This is a genomic window from Rhodococcus sp. MH15, from assembly GCF_019266045.1.
Lineage (GTDB): Bacteria > Actinomycetota > Actinomycetes > Mycobacteriales > Mycobacteriaceae > Rhodococcus_F > Rhodococcus_F qingshengii.
Genome location: NZ_LPNP01000065.1, coordinates 435,465 through 452,372, shown reverse-complemented (window position 1 = coordinate 452,372; position 16,908 = coordinate 435,465). Strand labels below are relative to the sequence as shown.

Annotated in this window: 15 protein-coding genes; 5 read left to right on the top strand and 10 right to left on the bottom strand. The window is 62.2% G+C overall.

The features are described from left to right. Positions 1-3: 3 nt before the first annotated feature. From ATN37_RS16535 to ATN37_RS16520, 4 genes are read right to left on the bottom strand one after another with little or no spacing between them, the layout of a single operon-like run. On the bottom strand, positions 4-900 hold the full coding sequence (locus ATN37_RS16535) for a hydroxymethylglutaryl-CoA lyase (RefSeq protein ID WP_374103517.1): 897 nt from the start codon (positions 898-900) through the stop codon (positions 4-6). A gap of 16 nt (positions 901-916) precedes the next feature. After that, entirely contained in the window at positions 917-2,131 is a 1,215-nt protein-coding gene (locus tag ATN37_RS16530) for a CaiB/BaiF CoA-transferase family protein (protein WP_003943481.1), read from the bottom strand. A gap of 36 nt (positions 2,132-2,167) precedes the next feature. Continuing rightward, on the bottom strand, positions 2,168-3,934 hold the full coding sequence (locus tag ATN37_RS16525; RefSeq protein ID WP_218695403.1) for a multicopper oxidase family protein: 1,767 nt from the start codon (positions 3,932-3,934) through the stop codon (positions 2,168-2,170). 56 nt (positions 3,935-3,990) lie between these two features. Then, the gene (locus ATN37_RS16520; protein WP_007732299.1) at positions 3,991-4,830 is read right to left on the bottom strand and encodes an alpha/beta fold hydrolase; all 840 of its coding nucleotides are present in this window, start codon (positions 4,828-4,830) and stop codon (positions 3,991-3,993) included. A 65-nt stretch (positions 4,831-4,895) separates the two neighbouring features. Here ATN37_RS16520 and ATN37_RS16515 point away from each other — a divergent pair, with 65 nt between their 5' ends. After that, positions 4,896-5,672, top strand: coding sequence for a TetR/AcrR family transcriptional regulator (locus ATN37_RS16515; protein WP_218695402.1), 777 nt, complete (start codon positions 4,896-4,898; stop codon positions 5,670-5,672). Between the two features lie 47 nt (positions 5,673-5,719). After that, on the top strand, positions 5,720-7,024 hold the full coding sequence (locus ATN37_RS16510; protein ID WP_218695401.1) for an HNH endonuclease signature motif containing protein: 1,305 nt from the start codon (positions 5,720-5,722) through the stop codon (positions 7,022-7,024). Positions 7,025-7,112: 88 nt separating this feature from the next. On the opposite strand, the gene ATN37_RS16505 is transcribed toward ATN37_RS16510, so the two are convergent. Beyond that, the gene (locus ATN37_RS16505; RefSeq protein ID WP_218695400.1) at positions 7,113-8,045 is read right to left on the bottom strand and encodes an oxygenase MpaB family protein; all 933 of its coding nucleotides are present in this window, start codon (positions 8,043-8,045) and stop codon (positions 7,113-7,115) included. Position 8,046: 1 nt separating this feature from the next. After that, complete coding sequence (locus ATN37_RS16500) at positions 8,047-9,828, bottom strand: acyl-CoA dehydrogenase (RefSeq protein ID WP_218695399.1); 1,782 nt, start codon at positions 9,826-9,828, stop codon at positions 8,047-8,049. A 149-nt stretch (positions 9,829-9,977) separates the two neighbouring features. Here ATN37_RS16500 and ATN37_RS16495 point away from each other — a divergent pair, with 149 nt between their 5' ends. Together ATN37_RS16495 and ATN37_RS16490 are read left to right on the top strand one after the other, a co-directional pair. Beyond that, a complete protein-coding gene (locus ATN37_RS16495; RefSeq protein ID WP_007731498.1) occupies positions 9,978-10,628 on the top strand; it encodes a TetR/AcrR family transcriptional regulator in 651 nt (216 codons plus the stop codon). 43 nt (positions 10,629-10,671) lie between these two features. Continuing rightward, a complete protein-coding gene (locus ATN37_RS16490; RefSeq protein WP_003943507.1) occupies positions 10,672-11,013 on the top strand; it encodes an Imm51 family immunity protein in 342 nt (113 codons plus the stop codon). Positions 11,014-11,075: 62 nt separating this feature from the next. Here ATN37_RS16490 and ATN37_RS16485 read toward each other — a convergent pair whose 3' ends face one another. The 4 genes from ATN37_RS16485 to ATN37_RS16470 are packed head-to-tail and all read right to left on the bottom strand — an operon-like array spanning position 11,076 to position 14,750. Then, positions 11,076-12,110: an aspartate-semialdehyde dehydrogenase gene (locus ATN37_RS16485; protein WP_042447794.1), complete on the bottom strand. Its 1,035-nt coding sequence runs from the start codon at positions 12,108-12,110 to the stop codon at positions 11,076-11,078. Between the two features lie 6 nt (positions 12,111-12,116). Further along, positions 12,117-13,382, bottom strand: coding sequence for an aspartate kinase (locus ATN37_RS16480; protein WP_003943494.1), 1,266 nt, complete (start codon positions 13,380-13,382; stop codon positions 12,117-12,119). Between the two features lie 49 nt (positions 13,383-13,431). Beyond that, positions 13,432-14,385, bottom strand: coding sequence for a hypothetical protein (locus ATN37_RS16475; RefSeq protein ID WP_047271599.1), 954 nt, complete (start codon positions 14,383-14,385; stop codon positions 13,432-13,434). Next, entirely contained in the window at positions 14,385-14,750 is a 366-nt protein-coding gene (locus ATN37_RS16470) for a hypothetical protein (protein WP_003943492.1), read from the bottom strand. The genes ATN37_RS16475 and ATN37_RS16470 overlap by 1 nt, the downstream gene beginning before the upstream one ends. A 270-nt stretch (positions 14,751-15,020) precedes the next feature. Here ATN37_RS16470 and leuA point away from each other — a divergent pair, with 270 nt between their 5' ends. After that, positions 15,021-16,829, top strand: coding sequence for a 2-isopropylmalate synthase (gene leuA, locus ATN37_RS16465; RefSeq protein WP_218695398.1), 1,809 nt, complete (start codon positions 15,021-15,023; stop codon positions 16,827-16,829). Positions 16,830-16,908: the final 79 nt, after the last annotated feature.

Sequence of the window (16,908 nt, the reverse complement as noted above, 5' to 3'; positions counted from 1 at the left end):
TCTTTACCGCTTCCGGTCGCCGGCGCGGAGAAGATTACTGGGAACCGTATGGCCCACTATCTCCTCTGCAACGGCAGCGGCACGAATGCTCGCATCCAGGTCGATACCTGTCGCAATGCCCATGTCTTCGAGCATGTAGACCAGTTCCTCCGTCGCGATGTTGCCACTGGCACCGGGAGCGAACGGACAACCGCCGAGACCTCCGGTGGACGCGTCGAGGTTTCGAACACCGTGCTGCACAGCCGCAAACGCGCAAGCAAGACCAGCGCCACGCGTGTTGTGGAAGTGCGCACCCAAGCCGAAGTCACCTACTCTTTCGCCCACAGCGTCGATCAATCGTCCGACACGTCCCGGCGTGGCAGTGCCGATGGTATCTGCGATCGAGAATTGATCAGCACCGAACTCCTTGGCCTGCTCCGCAATCCGCAGAACACGATCCGGGTCGGTTGGACCGTCGAACGGACAGTCCCAGGCTGTGCCCACGATGACCTCCACCCGTCCTCCGGCGTCGTGGACGATCCGGACGACCTCTCCGATACGTTCGGTCGCTTGCTCCGTCGTCGACCGAGTGTTGGCCTCGCTGTGGCCATTCGATGCCGACACAACATATTCGACGGTTTTCATTCCTGCGGCGACGGCCCGTTTCGCTCCACCGATTCCGGCGACCAATGCCGAGAACTCGATGCCGGGCCACTGGTGCAGTTCTGCTGCCAACAATTCCGCGTCGGCCAACGCCGGCACAGCGCGCGGTGAGACGAACGACGTCGCCTCGATACGCGAAACACCCGTCGCAGCCAGAGCGTCGACAAGACGAAGTTTCTCCGCCAGCGACACCGGGTCTTCGATCTGCAACCCGTCCCGTGGTCCGACTTCACGAATACTGACTGCTGGAATACCCACGCCAGGTACCGACATGTCAGATCACGCCCTTCGTCTTCAGTTCTGCCTGCTCGTCGTCCGAGAGTCCGAGGAGCCCGCCCCACACCGAGGAGTTGTCGTGACCCGGCGCCGACGCTCCCGCGTTGCGCACGGATCCGGGTGTCTCACTGAAGGTAGGCACGACGCCCAGGCCGAGGACGTTTTCACCGATCCGCTCGTCGTAGTGGTCGACGAGCATCCCACGCTCGATCAGCTGCGGGTCCTTGACGACATCTTCAACCGTATTGATCGGCCCGGCAACAACTCCCACTTCGGTGAGGCGTTCCACCAGGCTGGTGGGGTCTTGGAGCGCGACCCAGGCACTGATCAGTTCGTCGAGCTCGTCCTGATGTTTGCCACGCGCAACATGATTGGAGAAGCGGTCGTCATGCGCTAGTTCCGGTCGCCCCATGATGGTGCACAGACGCACGAAGAGCGTATCCTGATTGGCTGCGATCACCACCCAGTTTCCTTCAGAGGTCTGATAGATGTTGGACGGCGCAATACCCTCCAATCTCGTTCCCGAGGGCTGCCGGATGATCCCGCCCCGATCGTAATCCGGGATCGTGGATTCCTGCACCGCCAGACAGGATTCCGTGAGGGCAACGTCGACCACCTGACCACGGCCGGTCCGCTCTCGTGAGAGCAACGCCGCCAGCACTCCCTGAACGGCGAACATCCCGCCGAGAGAATCTCCGAGCGAAAGGGCAATACGCGGAGGCGCCTGCCCTGGATAACCGTTCAGATGCCGAAATCCGCTGACCGCTTCGGCTACCGAGGCGTAGCCGGCGCTCTTGGCTTGCGGTCCGCTCTGCCCGTAACCGGATACCCTGGCCAACACCAACTTCGGATTGCGCGCACTGAGAACGTCGAATCCCAGGCCCCACTTCTCGAGGGTGCCCGGCCGGAAGTTCTCGACCACCACATCGGCATGTTCGATCAGATTCAGAAACAGGTCTCGTCCCGCGTCGACGCGAAGGTCCAACGTCACACACCGCTTGTTGCGGGCGTGAACCGTCCAGAAGAATCGATGACCGTCCTGCTCGGCCTGACCCCAGGTACGAAGCGGGTCCGGGCGGTCCGGCGATTCGATCTTGATCACGTCGGCGCCCATGTCGCCGAGCAGTTTCCCGGCGAAGGGCCCGGCGATCAAGGTTCCGAGTTCAATCACCCGATATCCGTCCAGGGGCCCGGTGGGCGCACCTTCCGACACAGCTGCCTCCTCTGGGAACTTTTCTCCCCTTGAAGGCTACGTCACCACCCGATATCGCAACATCATGTCGTGGTCTTCGTGATCGAGCATGTGGCAGTGCCAGACGTACCCCTGCAGGTCCCCCATGCCGACTTCTCCGTGTGCCGAGTGATCTGCCATGGAACCTCTCACGAAAGTTGCATCCGGATCGAAGCCCAACTCGTCGGCCGTCGGAAAGCGCACGATCACGCGGGTAATCGAGTTGGCATCCACGATGACAGTGTCTTTCTCCCCCGTTTCCCAAACTTCGGGAGGCCGCAGCGGGGAGGTCACGAATTCCTCTGCCGACGGCGTCCACCGGACCCCCAGATCAGGTACCGGGTACCGCTGCATGAGCGCTGCAGTGTCGATGTTCTGGCGCCCCACAACGCGGAACGCCACCAGGTGCAGATGAATCGGATGTGGTTCCGTGGTGATGTTGATCAGATTCCATTGCTCGACGGCTCCCTGACGTGGCAGTTCGATATCCGAATCGGTGAACCTCAAATTGTTGAGCGACATAGTGATCGACGGGTAATCCGAGGGACGCGACAGCTGCATGATCGTGAGATTTCGCACCACATCCGGGGACGCCGGTTCGGCAGCAACGGAATTCAGCTGCTGCGGGATCGAGCCGGTGAATCCCTTTGCGTTGCCCACGTCGAACCGACAGAAGACCGGCATCACCTGCGTGCCGCGTTGCGCCACCGCAAGGGGTACCGGTTCGTCGTTGCGCAATTCCACCGTCGTGCCCGGCTCGAGCATACTGAAGTCGACAAGCAGATCAGCGCGCTCACCCGGACTCAACCGAACGTGATCCGTCGGCGCCGGGGCGGCCAGTAGACCGCCTTCGGACCCGATCACCCAGAACCGCATACGATTTGCGAAATGCAGATTCCACACCGAATAGGTTGCGGCGTTGAGCAGTCGCAATCGATACAGGCCGCGGGCAACCTCCACTTTCGGCCACACGACGCCGTTCACCACGCCAACGTCACCGGGGGTCGCCGGATCCCATGAACCTTGCGGAGTGAGCCACGTGGAACGGACACTCTGTTGACCGTCGGAGGTGAAGACCTTGTCCTGCAGAATCATCGGAAGCTCGAATTCGCCGGACGGCAAGCCGAGAGAATTCCCGGTGGTGCCTGTATCTGCGTCGTCACGGAGAAAATACATCCCGACCAGCCCGGCGTAGACGTTGAGGCGCGTCATTCCCATGGCGTGATCGTGATACCAAAGATTGCCGGCGGCACGACCATTCGTGTACTCGTGAACCAAACCTTCGCCCGGACGCTGAATCAGCTCCGGATGCCCGTCGAACTGCGGTGCAGTAACTCCTCCGTGCAGGTGAAGCGAGGTGGGGACCTGTGTGCGGTCGAGGTCGCTGACGCCGTGCAGACCCGGATCGACATCCGCGGCAAGCGGATACGCAGAAATGTCATTGGCATATCGGACTGTGACGAGCTGATCGACGTGAGCTTCGATGGTGGGGCCCAGATAATCCATTCCGCCGTAACCCAGCGACGGCGACGACGGTAGGTCCGGATGGAATCGGTGCATCGACGATGCCGCACGAAGCTCCAGGTTGCCACCCGAAATGCCCGGCAGGACAGGAAGGGTCTCCCGAAACGGTTCCAGACGGGGCGACGGAAGTTGGAACGGGCGCAGTGGATCGACATCAGGTGGTCGAGCCGTCGCTGATCCAGCGGACAACGCGCTCAGACCGGCCAGCAGGCCAAGCCCTTGAACAAACGATCGGCGACGGATCTTGTGTGACTCGTCCACTCACGGCCCCCTCACGCTGACGGCATCCGGAGCGGGTTACCCGTGTGCCCGCACGGTCAAACACCGACCACCTTCTCCAACCAGGGTTTGAGAATGGGTAGAACATGAGTCGGTTGCATTGCCTGCGTGTGATCCAGACCGTCGAGTACCTCGATATCCCACCCTGCCGACCGAACGGCGTCGAGGTCGAGATCGGCCGGCGCGACCCGTACCCCACCCCATCGGTCACCGTATTCGATGACGTCTCGCGAACCGACGAAACACATTCGCGGACAAAGGATGCGCCCTTGAATCGTTCGATCGTCGAATTCACCAAGTGCGCGGTACAGCGTCACGAACTGCCGGGTCTGCGCTCCGGTCAACGCAATGTCGATGGAGTTCCAATCGAATTCGTCTGATGATGCCGTGGGCTGTGATGTGCGCTGGGGCGGTTCACTCGCCATGCGGTGTGTAGCTTCGGTAACCTGGAGCATCGCCTTGTACGGCCCATCCACCGGCGGGAAACCACCCATGACCAGTGCGGTCAGACGATCGGTGCGCAGCGCCAACTGCAATCCGCACAGTGCCAGCCAGGAGTATCCGTAGTAGGCGAACTGGTCGATCCCAGCCGAATTCGCCACAGCCAGAATGTCGGACGCGATGTTGTCGGGAGTGAGCGTGTCCGGCGCGGGCGACGCCATCCGGTGCCCTTCGTAGTCGAAGGCAACCACAGTGAAGTTCGACGCCAACCCTTCCATGAATGTTCGACCGAGCGAGGGGTCAACGCCCCAGGCGCGAAGTTCGTCCGCCTTGATGCCGGTAGCCGAAATCGGATTCACAGGTATCAGCACGGCGGGGCCATGTCCGAGAACCTCGACCTCGATAGATGTCCCGTCGTGAAGTCTTGCCTCAACCATGTCCACTCCCAAATCTTTACACTGTAAAGTAATTAAGAATAGCGCGACTCCACGAAAGCGACAAGATGAACAAACAGGCAGGCCGACGCGATATCGCACGCACGATTTCACTTCTGTGGCGTCAACCCGAGACGCCTTCCGGCCGCCGAGGACCGAAGCCCGCGCTGTCCACGGACACAGTCGTTGACGCCGCGATCGAAGTCGCCGACGCCAACCCCACGACACCGTTGTCGATGCGCATGATCGGCGACCACCTCGGCCGCACTGCGATGTCGTTGTACACCTACATACCGGGAAAGGACGAACTGCTGGACCTGATGTACGACCGGGCGCATGTCGAGCTACCGCCGATCGCAGACACCGGCGACTGGCGCATGGCACTCTCCGACTGGGCCGCCGCACTCTTCGCCCTACATACACGCCATCCGTGGACATTGGATGTCTCGTTGGCGCGCCCCGTCCTGGGTCCGCACGAGCAGGCAGGACTCGAATCACTCCTGTCCATTCTCTACTCCACAGGTCTCGATGCTCCGACCATCCGCAGATCGGTGAGCATACTTTTCCATTTCATCCGGGGGTCCGCGCGGACCTTAGCTGAGATCCGAAGCGCCTCGACCATCGGAGATTCCGAATCTCATTGGTGGGCAGAGTCTTCTGCTGCACTGGCCGATGCTGCACCGGATTTCGTGGACGACTTCCCCCACACGACGCAGTTGGGTCGGGAGGCCCCACCGGTACCGGGCGGCGACTTCTATCTCGAACGAGAAACCGAAGAGTCATTTACTCAGGGCCTACAGATCCTCCTTGACGGTATCGAATCGAGGATTCGAAAACGCTCTTGACTCGAACGCATGTTCGAGTATGATTTGGGGAGGGGATCGGGGGGTCAATGAGTGTTTGTCTGTCGGAAGTGGTGTCGGGTTCTGCGGTGGGGTTACGCGGACGGTTGTGGCAGTTGACTGCTGCCGAGTTGCGCGCTGCTGCTGTCGAGGCGAGTGCGGAGATTCTTCGTCTCGAAGCTGTGCGTGTGGCGGTGGTCGACGAACTCTCGTTGCGCCCGGATGATCAGGTGATTGCCAGCCGCGGTGTGGGGTCCTGGTTGGCGGCCAACACGATGTTGCAGGTTCGGGACGGGAAGAAGATCGCCGCCCTGGGTGCGGCTTTGCGGCCGTTTCCGGCGGTGGGAGCTCGGTTCGATTGCGGGGATTGCTCGTTCGAGCATGCCGTGTTGATCGTGGCGTTCTGCGAGTCGCCACCTAAAGGCATGCCGGAGGAGGCGCTACCGAAGTGCATCGATTTGTTGTTGGCTGCCGCGTCGGGGGTGGAGGCGACAACGACGAAGGTGCGGAACGTGATCGCGACCTTGGAGCGAATCTTCGAATCCGATGAAATTCCACCCGCCGAAGACGTCGACCGGAACGAGCTCCGCATCGCCTCGACGCTCAATGGTCGCGTGGTGGTGCGTGGGGATTTCGACGCCCTCACGGGCGAAATGCTGCTCTCGGCCCTGTCGAATCTGACGATGCCCACCCCGGCACCCGATGGAACCCCCGATGCCCGGTCGGCGGCGAAGCGGACCGCGGACGGGTTCACCGAACTGATCCGGCGTTACCTGGACTGCGCGAAGACCGGCACCGACGGTGGCCAGCGGCCGCACGTGAACGTGCACATCAACGCCCGCGATCTCGCGGAGCATCGGGACTGCGCCGCAACACCCGCTGCTCCTGATGGTGGAGCGGCTGTGTCGGATCTCGACGTCGGGCACATGCCCTGGCTCGGACCACTGTCCGTATCGCGGACCAGGCTTCTCGGGTGTGACTGTTTCCTGTACACGGTTCTGCTCGACGATCACGGCGCACCGCTCGATGCGAAACCAGGAAAGAGGTTGGTCAACGCCGAACAGCGAGTGGCGTTGATCGCCCGGGACAAGGGCTGCGCCTTCCCCGGCTGCACGTGCGTACCCGCCTGGACCGATGCGCACCACATTAAGCACTGGGCCAACGGTGGCCCGACGGTGATGAACAACCTGGTCCTGCTGTGCCGTTCACATCACCGGCTGATGCACCGAAAAGCCGGGTTCGTCGGGAAATGGGAAATCCGAATAGGAGTCGACAACAAACCCTGGTTCATCCCGCCACCCTCGATCGACCCCGGGCAGCAACCGCGCCCAGCGAACACCACATTCAAAACCTGAGAACGAACCTCAGGCACAACAGAACACGGCCGAGCACCGCATCGAAGGGATCCCCCCGATGCGGTGCCAACAGACCGTGGCGAACCCGTCAGACGGCCTGCGCAACCTTGGCGGCTCGCGGGAATCGCTCCCGAATCTCCGCTGGCGTGACAACTCTCGGGTCCAGGGGTTGCTCGTCACGCAGGTGGCGCTCCAACACCTTGCCCGTCATCGGCGCAATGACTTTCAGAGCAGTGGTCATGTTCTTCGGTGAACTACCCAACCGGACTGCCGTTCGCACCGCGGGCGCAATTGCTCTGTCCAACAACGCTGGCTGATCGAACCCACCCATCGTTCGCATCCAGCCGGGCAAAGTCGCGATAGTGGCCGGCGCGACCAATCGGCTGAATGTCGCGAACTTCGTCTTCCCCTGCGCTCTCGGTGTTCTCAACAAGTAGTGCATCGCCCGGTTGGCACGCTCGGAGGTACACAATCTGGGCCTGACTTCAGCGAAGTACTCACGTACCTCGTCTCGGGAGCGTGGAACGTCGGAGGTCTTGCATGTCTGTAGTTCGGCAGCGATCACGCATTCTTCCCAGTACCGCTGCTCTTCGACAGCTGAAAGCGGGCCCGGCCCATACATCTCGTAGCACTTGAGCACCGAATGCCAACCCGTCACGTGGATCCAGAGTTGTGACGCCGGATTGTTTGCGCTGTAACGAGTTCCGGTGATCGGTTCGATGCCCGTAGCCTGAGCATGAACTGTCATGAGGTGGTCGGACAGCGCCAGTGCTGTCCGCCCGTCGGCAGTGGCGACGGTCAGGAAGTACGCCAAGGTTCGGTCGAGTCGCCCGGCCGGATCGCTGTAAATCCCGCTCATGTCTGCCACTGCGGCAGCCAAGAAGGGGTCGAAGTGCGCGAGCACCACCGACCGCTGGAACCCGATCAGCGCTGTCGGCGCGGCCCAGATCTTCCAACTGGGTGATCCTGGGCCGAAGAAGCCGTAATCCTCACGCGGTCGATTCATCGTCAGTTCAGACATTTCATTCCTCCCCGTTCGTTGAGCCTGCACCGTTCATTTCGTAGGCACCAGACAAGGCGACTACTTGCTGCCAGACGTACTCGAATCGCTCCGCCGCGAACGTGGGGCGCCGGATAGATGCCAGTGCCAACCGTTGCTGATCTTCACTGGCGCTGGGTTTTCCGTGCAACTCCACCGCTGCAGCACTGAAGTCGCGGACCAGGACATCGAAGATCTGATCCAGCACCCCACCGTTCCGCTGTCCCTCGTCCAATCCCAAGATCTCGGCTTGTTCGAGGATCAGCTGGCCGTAGACGACGAGGGTGAAGAGTTCGGTGATCGCAAGGCCGAAGTCCAAGTCGACCTGCTGCGCCGCATCCGGTGCAGCTTCGGCTAGAAGGGTCACGAGCGCTTCTGCCTGGTCCACGAACAGTGCAACGTTGGGAACATCCGCAAACTTCGCGTACACCGCTCGCCAGTCGTCGAATCGAACTTTCGACAACCCCCGTGCCGGACCCTGACGGAACAGGAACTCGTCGTCGGCTGCGTCGTTGCGCGTCGGAATCGCCGGAAATGACTCGGGGGCAAAGAGGTACGCCGGCATGAACTTGGCGATCAGGGCGAGATTGACGGCGACGGTCCCCTCGAGCTTGGGCAGCCCGTCGACATCCATCTTGGTCACCGCGAGGTAGCTGTCCTTCTCGAAGCCCTTTGCCGCAGCGATGTCGGAGAGCAGTCCGATCACCTTCTGTGCCTCGGTTGTCACCTTCATCTTGGTGACGGGATTGAACAAGAGGTAGCGGCGGTCCTCGGGCGATGCGGTGCGGAAGTAGTCCACCGCACGATCCGAGAAGAGCCTCATCGCCAGCAGGCGCGCGTACGCGTCGACGAATTCACGTCGTACGTGTGGGAACGCCGTGACGGGATTGCCGAACAGGATTCGATTGTGCGCGTGGGTAATCGTCTCGTACAAGGCATGAGTCGACATACCGATTCCGCCGAAGCACAGGTTGAACTTTCCGATGTTCACGGTGTTGAGTGCGGCACTGAATGCTGCCTCGCCGGTATGCAGGATATCCTCTGCCGCAACGGGATAGTCGACGAGTGAGAACTCCGCTACGTACATCTGGGCCGGAACGATGTTCTTCACCACGGTGAATGCCGGATGGTCCGAGTCGGCGTAAAAGAAGACGTACTGATCAGTGCCCTCCACTCCGTCGACACGGCCGAAGACAGAGACCGTGTTGGCGCAGTTGCCATTTCCGATGTAGTACTTCGAACCGCTGGCCAGGTACCCGCCGCTGCCGTTGGGCGTCAAGACCATGTCGGTGGAGTAGACGTCCGCGCCATGCTCTTTCTCGGACAGTCCGAATGCCGCAACGCCTCCGGAAGCCAAAGCGGAAGCTGCTCGCGCCCTTGCCGTCTCGTTGTCGCTCTGCCACACCGGCCCGAGACCGAGGATGGTCACCTGCCACGGGTACCAGTAGTTGAGTCCGTAGAAGCCGAGGATCTCGGACAGCGCGGCGATACGACTGGTATCCCAGCGCTTGTCAGAGTCGCCACCACTGTCGCGGGCGGGCGTCAGAAATGTGGCGAACAGACCTTCCTTCGCCGCGAAATCGAGGAAATCGGAGTAGAAGATCTTGTCGTGATAGTCGGCCAGGAGTCGGTTCTTTCCACGCGCCTCGAACCAGTCGACGGTCGCGCCCAGCAGTCTCCGCGTGGTCGCGTCGAACTCCGGCCGATCGTACGTGGAGGGATGGAGCAGCAGATCATTCGGCACTAAAGAGGTCGACGCTGTCATAGCGGTTGTTCTCCTCGAGATCTCGGCAGAGGCGCCTCACTGAGCACCATTCGAATACAACGCCACCGTAACAATTGCAGACGATGAATACAACGGTTGCGTATTATTCACGAAGAAGTGGCAGGCAGATTAGGGTGAGAGCGGAGGTGATGCACACGATGACCAGGTCACAAGCTGACGCAACGGATACACCGCGGCGCAAGTACGCCCCTCGCATGGCGCCCGAGCAACGTCGCGAGCAGCTCCTCGACGCAGCATTCGAGGTCACCGGCCGCGTTGGCCTGCACAACCTCAGCATGGAATCCGTCGCTGCCGAAGCCGGTGTCGGCAAGCCCGTCCTCTACACGATTTTCGATACCAGGACCGATCTCGTCGCTGCACTGCTGCGCCGCGAGCACGAGCGAGCCATCGCTCAGGTGCTCGAAACCATGCCGACAGATCTGAGCGAACTCGGCCCAGCGGCGTCGTACACCGGGACCGTCGGCGCCTTCGTCGACGCCGTACTGGAGAACCCGACGCGCTGGCGCCTGATTCTGACGTCTGTCGAGAACGCCCCCAGCGAGTATCACGGCTTGTTGAAGCTCTCTCGCGGAGCTGTCTTCGCCCGCGCCGAAGAACTGGCCCGCGCCGGGATTGCCCTCGAGTCGAAGCTCGAAGGCCTTGATCCGGTTCTCCTCGCACACACCATGATGTCGTTCGCCGAAATGCTCGGACGACTGGCCGTCAGCGACCCCGAAACCTATACCCGAGAACGACTTTCCAGTTTTGCCGTGGCCCTCGCCCAATCGGTCGGGCGTTAGCGGCCGACTGAAACCTGTCGGTCGGATCTGCTTCAATACACGCATGACATCACCATCGATCGAACCGCTACAGCTTTTCGAAACGTCTCCGGGCAACTGGTCACTGATGCTCACCGACCAGCATTTCGGCAAGGTGGCATCGATATTCGAGCAGGTAGAGGGTTTCGAAGGCTCCGGTTACGACTGGGCGTCGGTCGCCCACGCAGTGGTAGGCCGCGATGCACCGCATCTGGAGGGCCGCTTCGGCACCGATCCCGAAGCGGGCATGTTTGTTGCGTACGGCAGCGACAACGGAGCTCTCGGTGAGCTCGGAGCGCTACTCGCCAAAGCGTATTCGGATGCCGAGTACCTCGGTGGCCTGGTCGCCATTTCCGAACTCGACTAGAGCGCCTGTCGAAACGACACCGGCCCCACACCTAGGTGCGGGGCCGGTACCGAACGAAAGATCTAGCCGACCAACAGCTCGGCAATCTGAATCGTGTTGAGCGCGGCACCCTTACGCAGGTTGTCGCCCGAAACGAAGAGCGCGAGTCCGCGTCCCTCCGGGACACCCGGATCCTGACGGATACGACCGACCAGCGACGCGTTGCCACCGGCAGCGGCCAGCGGCGTCGGAACCTCGACCAGCTCGACGCCCGGAGCGTCGGCGAGGATCTCCTTGGCGCGAGCAACCGAGAGCGGGTTGGCGAACTCTGCGTTGATCGCGAGCGAGTGCCCGGTCACGACGGGAACGCGCACGCACGTACCCGAAACCAACAGATCGGGAAGTCCGAGGATCTTGCGGCTCTCGTTGCGGAGCTTCTGATCCTCGTCGGTCTCGCCGCTTCCGTCGTCGACCAGCGAACCTGCGAGAGGCAGGACGTTGAACGCGATGGGGGCGACGTAGTTGTTCGGGGCCGGGAAGTCGACGGCACTGCCGTCGTGAACCAGCTTCTCCGCGTCTCCGACTACGGCGCGCACCTGGCCGAGGAGTTCCTCGACGCCGGCGATGCCGCTACCGGACACGGCCTGGTAGCTGGAGACGATCAGACGCTGCAGACCGGCTTCGTCGTGCAGAACCTTCAGCACCGGCATCGCTGCCATGGTGGTGCAGTTGGGGTTCGCGATAATGCCCTTGACCAGGTTCTTCGTGTCCTGCGGGTTGACCTCGCTGACCACGAGGGGAACCTCGGGATCCTTGCGCCATGCCGAAGAGTTGTCGACAACGGTCGCGCCGGCAGCAGCGAAGCGAGGAGCCTGGGCGCGCGAGAGCGTCGCACCGGCTGAGAACAGGGCGATGTCGATGCCCTTCAGGTCCTCATCCGATGTGGCGGCCGCATCCTCGACGATGATCTCTTCGCCGCGGAAGGGCAGCTTCTTACCGGCGGAGCGTGCAGATGCGAAGAACCGCACCTTGTCCGCGGGGAAGTTCCGCTCTTCGAGCAAAGTGCGCATGACGATGCCGACCTGACCGGTCGCACCGACAACAGCGATAGTCGTCATGAGAAATTACCGTCCCGTTCCAGCGTGTACTACTGCTTCTTCTTCGCCACCGAGCCCGAAAGCGTCGTGGATGACACGTACAGCGTCGTCCAATTCGGTGTCCTTGACCAGCACTGAGATGCGGATCTCAGAGGTCGAGATGAGGTCGATGTTGATGTCTGCCTTGGCCAGCGCCTCGCAGAACGTGGCGGTGACGCCCGGGTGGCTCCGCATTCCGGCGCCGACCAGGGAAACCTTGCCGATGTGGTCGTCGAACAAGATCTGCGTGAAGCCGATGTCTTCCTGACGCTTGGTCAGGATCTCGACGGCGCGGGGGCCGTCGGCCGTCGGAAGCGTGAAGGTGATGTCCGTCTTGTTGGTCTCCACCTTGGAGATGTTCTGCAGCACCATGTCGATGTTGATCTCGGCATCGGAGACTGCGCGGAACACCTTGGCAGCGTGTCCCGGTGTGTCCGGCAATCCGACAACGGTGATCTTGGCTTCGCCGCGATCGTGCGCGACTCCGGTGATCAGGGCCTCTTCCACAGGAATGTCCTCCATCGATCCGGACACGATTGTTCCGGGCTTGGTGGTGTATGACGAACGGACGTGCACAGGCACGTTGTAACGACGGGCGTACTCGACGCACCGGAGCATGAGCACCTTGGCACCACACGCTGCGAGTTCGAGCATTTCCTCGAAGGAAACCGTCTCGAGGCGGTGAGCGTCGGGGACGATGCGCGGATCGGCGGAGAAAACGCCGTCGACGTCGGTGTAGATCTCGCAGACGTCGGCGTTGAGTGCAGCTGCCAACGCCACGGCAGTGGTGTCCGAGCCACCGCGTCCGAGCGTCGTGATGTCCTTGCTGTCCTGGCTGACGCCTTGGAATCCGGCGACCAGAACGATCGAGCCTTCGTCCAGCGCAGTGCGAACACGGCCCGGCGTGACGTCGATGATCTTGGCGTTTCCGTGGCTGCCGGTCGTGATGACTCCGGCTTGTGAGCCCGAGAACGAACGAGCTTCGGCGCCGAGGGAGTGAATTGCCATCGCTACCAAGGAGTTGGAGATGCGCTCACCCGAGGTCAGCAGCATGTCCATTTCACGGGCCGGCGGGGAAGGGCACACCTGCTGAGCCAGATCGAGCAGCTCATCGGTGGTATCGCCCATCGCTGACACCACGACGACGACATCATTGCCGGCCTTCTTGGTCTCGACGATCCGTTCAGCGACTCGTCGGATGCGCTCGGCGGTTGCCACCGAGGATCCGCCGTACTTCTGGACGACGAGAGCCACGCGTTTCTACCTCCAGGTCGAAATTGTTTACAGATACCAGAGGTCGAGCTTACCGAGGTGGTCCTGGGACTTCCCGATGCGTACTGCTGTTCGCCTCAGATCCGCGCGGGATCAGTTGCGAGATCCGCGATCGCATCAACGTCGCAGAACGCGAGCCACCGGCAACGTAACCGACCACCGCGACGGCAACTCCGCAGGCGAGAAGCACGCGGATACTGCTGACCAGCGAAACTGCCAGCGCGTCGTACACCGCGACTGCCGCCTCAGATGACGGTATGTCTGAATTCTGTAAATAGGCTCGCCGCACGACGGCCAGCGCCACCAACAGGGCGATCATCGCCACCGCCGTCGCCAGCCCGACCAGGGACAGTGCGCGCATTCGCCTCGGCGCAACTGCGACGGCCGCGATCGCACAGGCCAGCGACACCCACGGCAGCCAGGCCGCTGCCCGGTCGAGAGTGTTCGAGAGGTCCTGGGCCCGCACCAGCTCGTCGGACTGCAGGATCTCGAACTGCGGATCGAACGTCGGAAGACGATCGACGACGGTGAATCCTCGATCGCGGAGGTTCGTCCGCAGTTCTGTCATGATCGGCTCGAGGGACAAGGTGACTGTTCCGCTGTCGTCGGACCGAACGATGCCGTCGGTGGCTCTGCCGGTCACCATCGCAGCAAGTTGCGCGTGCGCCTGACGGTTGGCCGCGGTCCAGAGCGTCGCGAACTGGTCGCTGGAGACCAACGACTGAGCCGCCTCCCGAACAAGTTTCTCGGCTTGTCTCGTCACCACCTGCGGAAACCGGTCCAACCGCTGCGTCAGTTCCTCGGTCAGCCGATCAACGACAGCCGCTTGGACAGCAGGTTCGGAAGCCAACGGGGCAACCGTCTCGACGTAACTGTCGGTGTCGTTCACCTGGGTGTGGACGAACAGCGCGAGCACCGAGCCGGCAGCACCGAGACCAGCGAGAACGATCAGCAGTGAACAGACGATCCAGCGGATCGAGCGCATCACGTGTGCTTGGCGCGCGCCGGTCGAATCTTCGCGGTGATGTGGTGAATGCGGTGATCGTCAGCGGGTATCCGGAAGGTCTCGGTAACCCGAACGGTCATCAGGTTCCGCCCGAACAACCCGGCGTCGAGGAGGTAGTCAGCCGTCAGGTCGTCCCCGTCGACCGTCCACTCCACCTCACGAATGTCGCGGATCACGCGATACTGAGGACCTCCGGAAAGGCTGCGCCGCAAATGATTCCCCGAAAATCCGGTCTTGAGCCCGACCTCGTGGCGTACCGCGTCCGGAGCCAGCGGTACGGAACTGCCATCGTGACTGCGGAGCGCGTCGAGGTACGTGCTCGCCACGGCGATTCGGGGATCCATGGACGACAGTCCACCATTTTCGGGGCCGAAACGGCAGCACAATTCGGCGACAAATTGGACATGAGGGCGAACCCCACCGATTTCTCGCGAAATCCAGGAGTAGAGTGCTGTGCATGCAGCGCGCACTCCTTCTTGGTTGCCGCGACGGGGTCTGATCCAGACTGGCCTCCCGCCGCGGGGTTTTTGTGCGCCGGTCGACCAAGCCTTCCGGACTCATGGTCTTGACCAACAGGTCAACAGGCCGGGTCCACAATCCTGGAGATCACACCCATGTCCCCCGCTGACGCATTCACCACCGGCACTCGCACCATCACCCCGCCCACGAAGCCGGCACCGTTCGACCAGCCTGCGTGGAACACGCAGAAGAACTCGTCGATGCCGACGTTCCGCTACCGCCCGTTCGCCGAAGAGGTCGAGACGGTCACGCTGCCCGACCGCACCTGGCCGGACAAGATCATCGACCGAGCACCCCAGTGGTGTGCCGTTGACCTGCGCGACGGCAACCAGGCGCTGATCGATCCGATGAGCCCGGCGCGCAAGCGTCGTATGTTCGATCTCCTGGTTCGTATGGGCTACAAGGAGATCGAGGTCGGCTTCCCGTCCGCGAGCCAGACGGACTTCGATTTCGTTCGCGAGATCATCGAGGACGGCGCCATCCCGTCCGACGTCACCATCCAGGTGCTGACGCAGTCGCGTCCCGAGCTGATCAAGCGCACGTTCGAGGCCTGTGAAGGTGCCGAGAACGCGATCGTGCACTTCTACAACTCCACCTCGATTCTGCAGCGCCGCGTCGTGTTCCGCGCCGACAAGGACACGATCAAGAAGATCGCCACCGACGCCGCCGAACTGGTCCTCGCCGAGTCGAAGAAGTACCCGGACACGAACTGGCGCTGGGAATACTCGCCCGAGTCCTACACCGGCACCGAGCTCGAGTACGCCAAGGAAGTATGTGACGCCGTCACCGAAACCCTGGGTGCGACGCCGGCCAACCCGGTCATCCTGAACCTGCCCGCCACCGTCGAGATGGCTACACCCAACGTGTATGCCGACTCCATCGAGTGGATGCACCGCAACCTGGCCCGCCGCGATTCGGTCATCCTGTCGCTGCACCCCCACAACGACCGCGGCACGGGTGTCGCTGCAGCCGAGCTGGGCTACCAGGCCGGCGCGGACCGCATCGAAGGCTGCCTGTTCGGCAACGGTGAGCGCACCGGCAACGTCTGCCTGGTCACTCTCGCTCTGAACATGTTCACGCGCGGCGTCGATCCGCAGATCGATTTCTCGAACATCGACGAGATCCGTCGCACGGTCGAGTACTGCAACCAGCTGCCCGTCCACGAGCGTCATCCGTACGGCGGCGACCTGGTCTACACCGCGTTCTCCGGCAGCCACCAGGACGCGATCAACAAGGGCCTCGACGCCATGAAGGTCGACGCCGACAGCCAGAACTCCGACGTCGACGACATTCTCTGGCAGGTCCCCTACCTGCCGATCGACCCGAAGGACGTCGGCCGCAGCTACGAGGCCGTCATCCGTGTGAACTCGCAGTCCGGCAAGGGCGGCGTCGCATACATCATGAAGGCCGATCACGGTCTGGTGCTGCCGCGTCGTCTGCAGGTCGAGTTCTCGCAGTCGGTCCAGAAGATCACCGACGGCGAGGGCGGCGAGGTCTCGCCGAAGGAAATGTGGGATGTCTTCCACGAGGAGTACCTCGCTCCCATCACCCCGCTCGAGCGCATGAAGCAGAAGGTCACCGCGTCCGAGGAGGACGGCGGCACCGATGCGATCACCGCGATCGTCAAGGTGAACGGCAAGGAGCAGGAGATCTCGGGAACCGGCAACGGCCCGCTCGCTGCCTTCGTCGACGCGCTGGGAAGCATCAACTTCGACGTTCGTGTCCTCGACTACTCCGAGCACGCGATGTCCGCCGGTGACGACGCCCAGGCCGCGGCCTACGTCGAGTGCGCCGTGACGGGCCCGGAGGGTCAGAGCACCGTCGTCTGGGGTGTGGGTATCGCCACGTCGATCACGACGGCCTCGCTGCGCGCTGTGGTCTCGGCAGTGAACCGCGCCAGCTGACACTCAGCTCCTGACTCGTGAACAATCCCTGGTCTCACCCGATTTTCGGGTGGGGCCAGGGTCGTTTTCAGAGCACTGA

What these genes read in the sequence shown, in the direction of transcription:
- ATN37_RS16520 (WP_007732299.1), bottom strand. Translation starts at nt 4,830, where the DNA reads ATGGTTGAGGCAAGACTTCACGACGGGACATCTATCGAGGTCGAGGTT.
- ATN37_RS16515 (WP_218695402.1), top strand. Translation starts at nt 4,896, where the DNA reads ATGAACAAACAGGCAGGCCGACGCGATATCGCACGCACGATTTCACTT.
- ATN37_RS16510 (WP_218695401.1), top strand. Translation starts at nt 5,720, where the DNA reads ATGAGTGTTTGTCTGTCGGAAGTGGTGTCGGGTTCTGCGGTGGGGTTA.
- ATN37_RS16505 (WP_218695400.1), bottom strand. Translation starts at nt 8,045, where the DNA reads ATGTCTGAACTGACGATGAATCGACCGCGTGAGGATTACGGCTTCTTC.
- ATN37_RS16500 (WP_218695399.1), bottom strand. Translation starts at nt 9,828, where the DNA reads ATGACAGCGTCGACCTCTTTAGTGCCGAATGATCTGCTGCTCCATCCC.
- ATN37_RS16495 (WP_007731498.1), top strand. Translation starts at nt 9,978, where the DNA reads ATGCACACGATGACCAGGTCACAAGCTGACGCAACGGATACACCGCGG.
- ATN37_RS16490 (WP_003943507.1), top strand. Translation starts at nt 10,672, where the DNA reads ATGACATCACCATCGATCGAACCGCTACAGCTTTTCGAAACGTCTCCG.
- ATN37_RS16485 (WP_042447794.1), bottom strand. Translation starts at nt 12,110, where the DNA reads ATGACGACTATCGCTGTTGTCGGTGCGACCGGTCAGGTCGGCATCGTC.
- ATN37_RS16475 (WP_047271599.1), bottom strand. Translation starts at nt 14,385, where the DNA reads ATGCGCTCGATCCGCTGGATCGTCTGTTCACTGCTGATCGTTCTCGCT.
- ATN37_RS16470 (WP_003943492.1), bottom strand. Translation starts at nt 14,750, where the DNA reads ATGGATCCCCGAATCGCCGTGGCGAGCACGTACCTCGACGCGCTCCGC.
- leuA (WP_218695398.1), top strand. Translation starts at nt 15,021, where the DNA reads ATGTCCCCCGCTGACGCATTCACCACCGGCACTCGCACCATCACCCCG.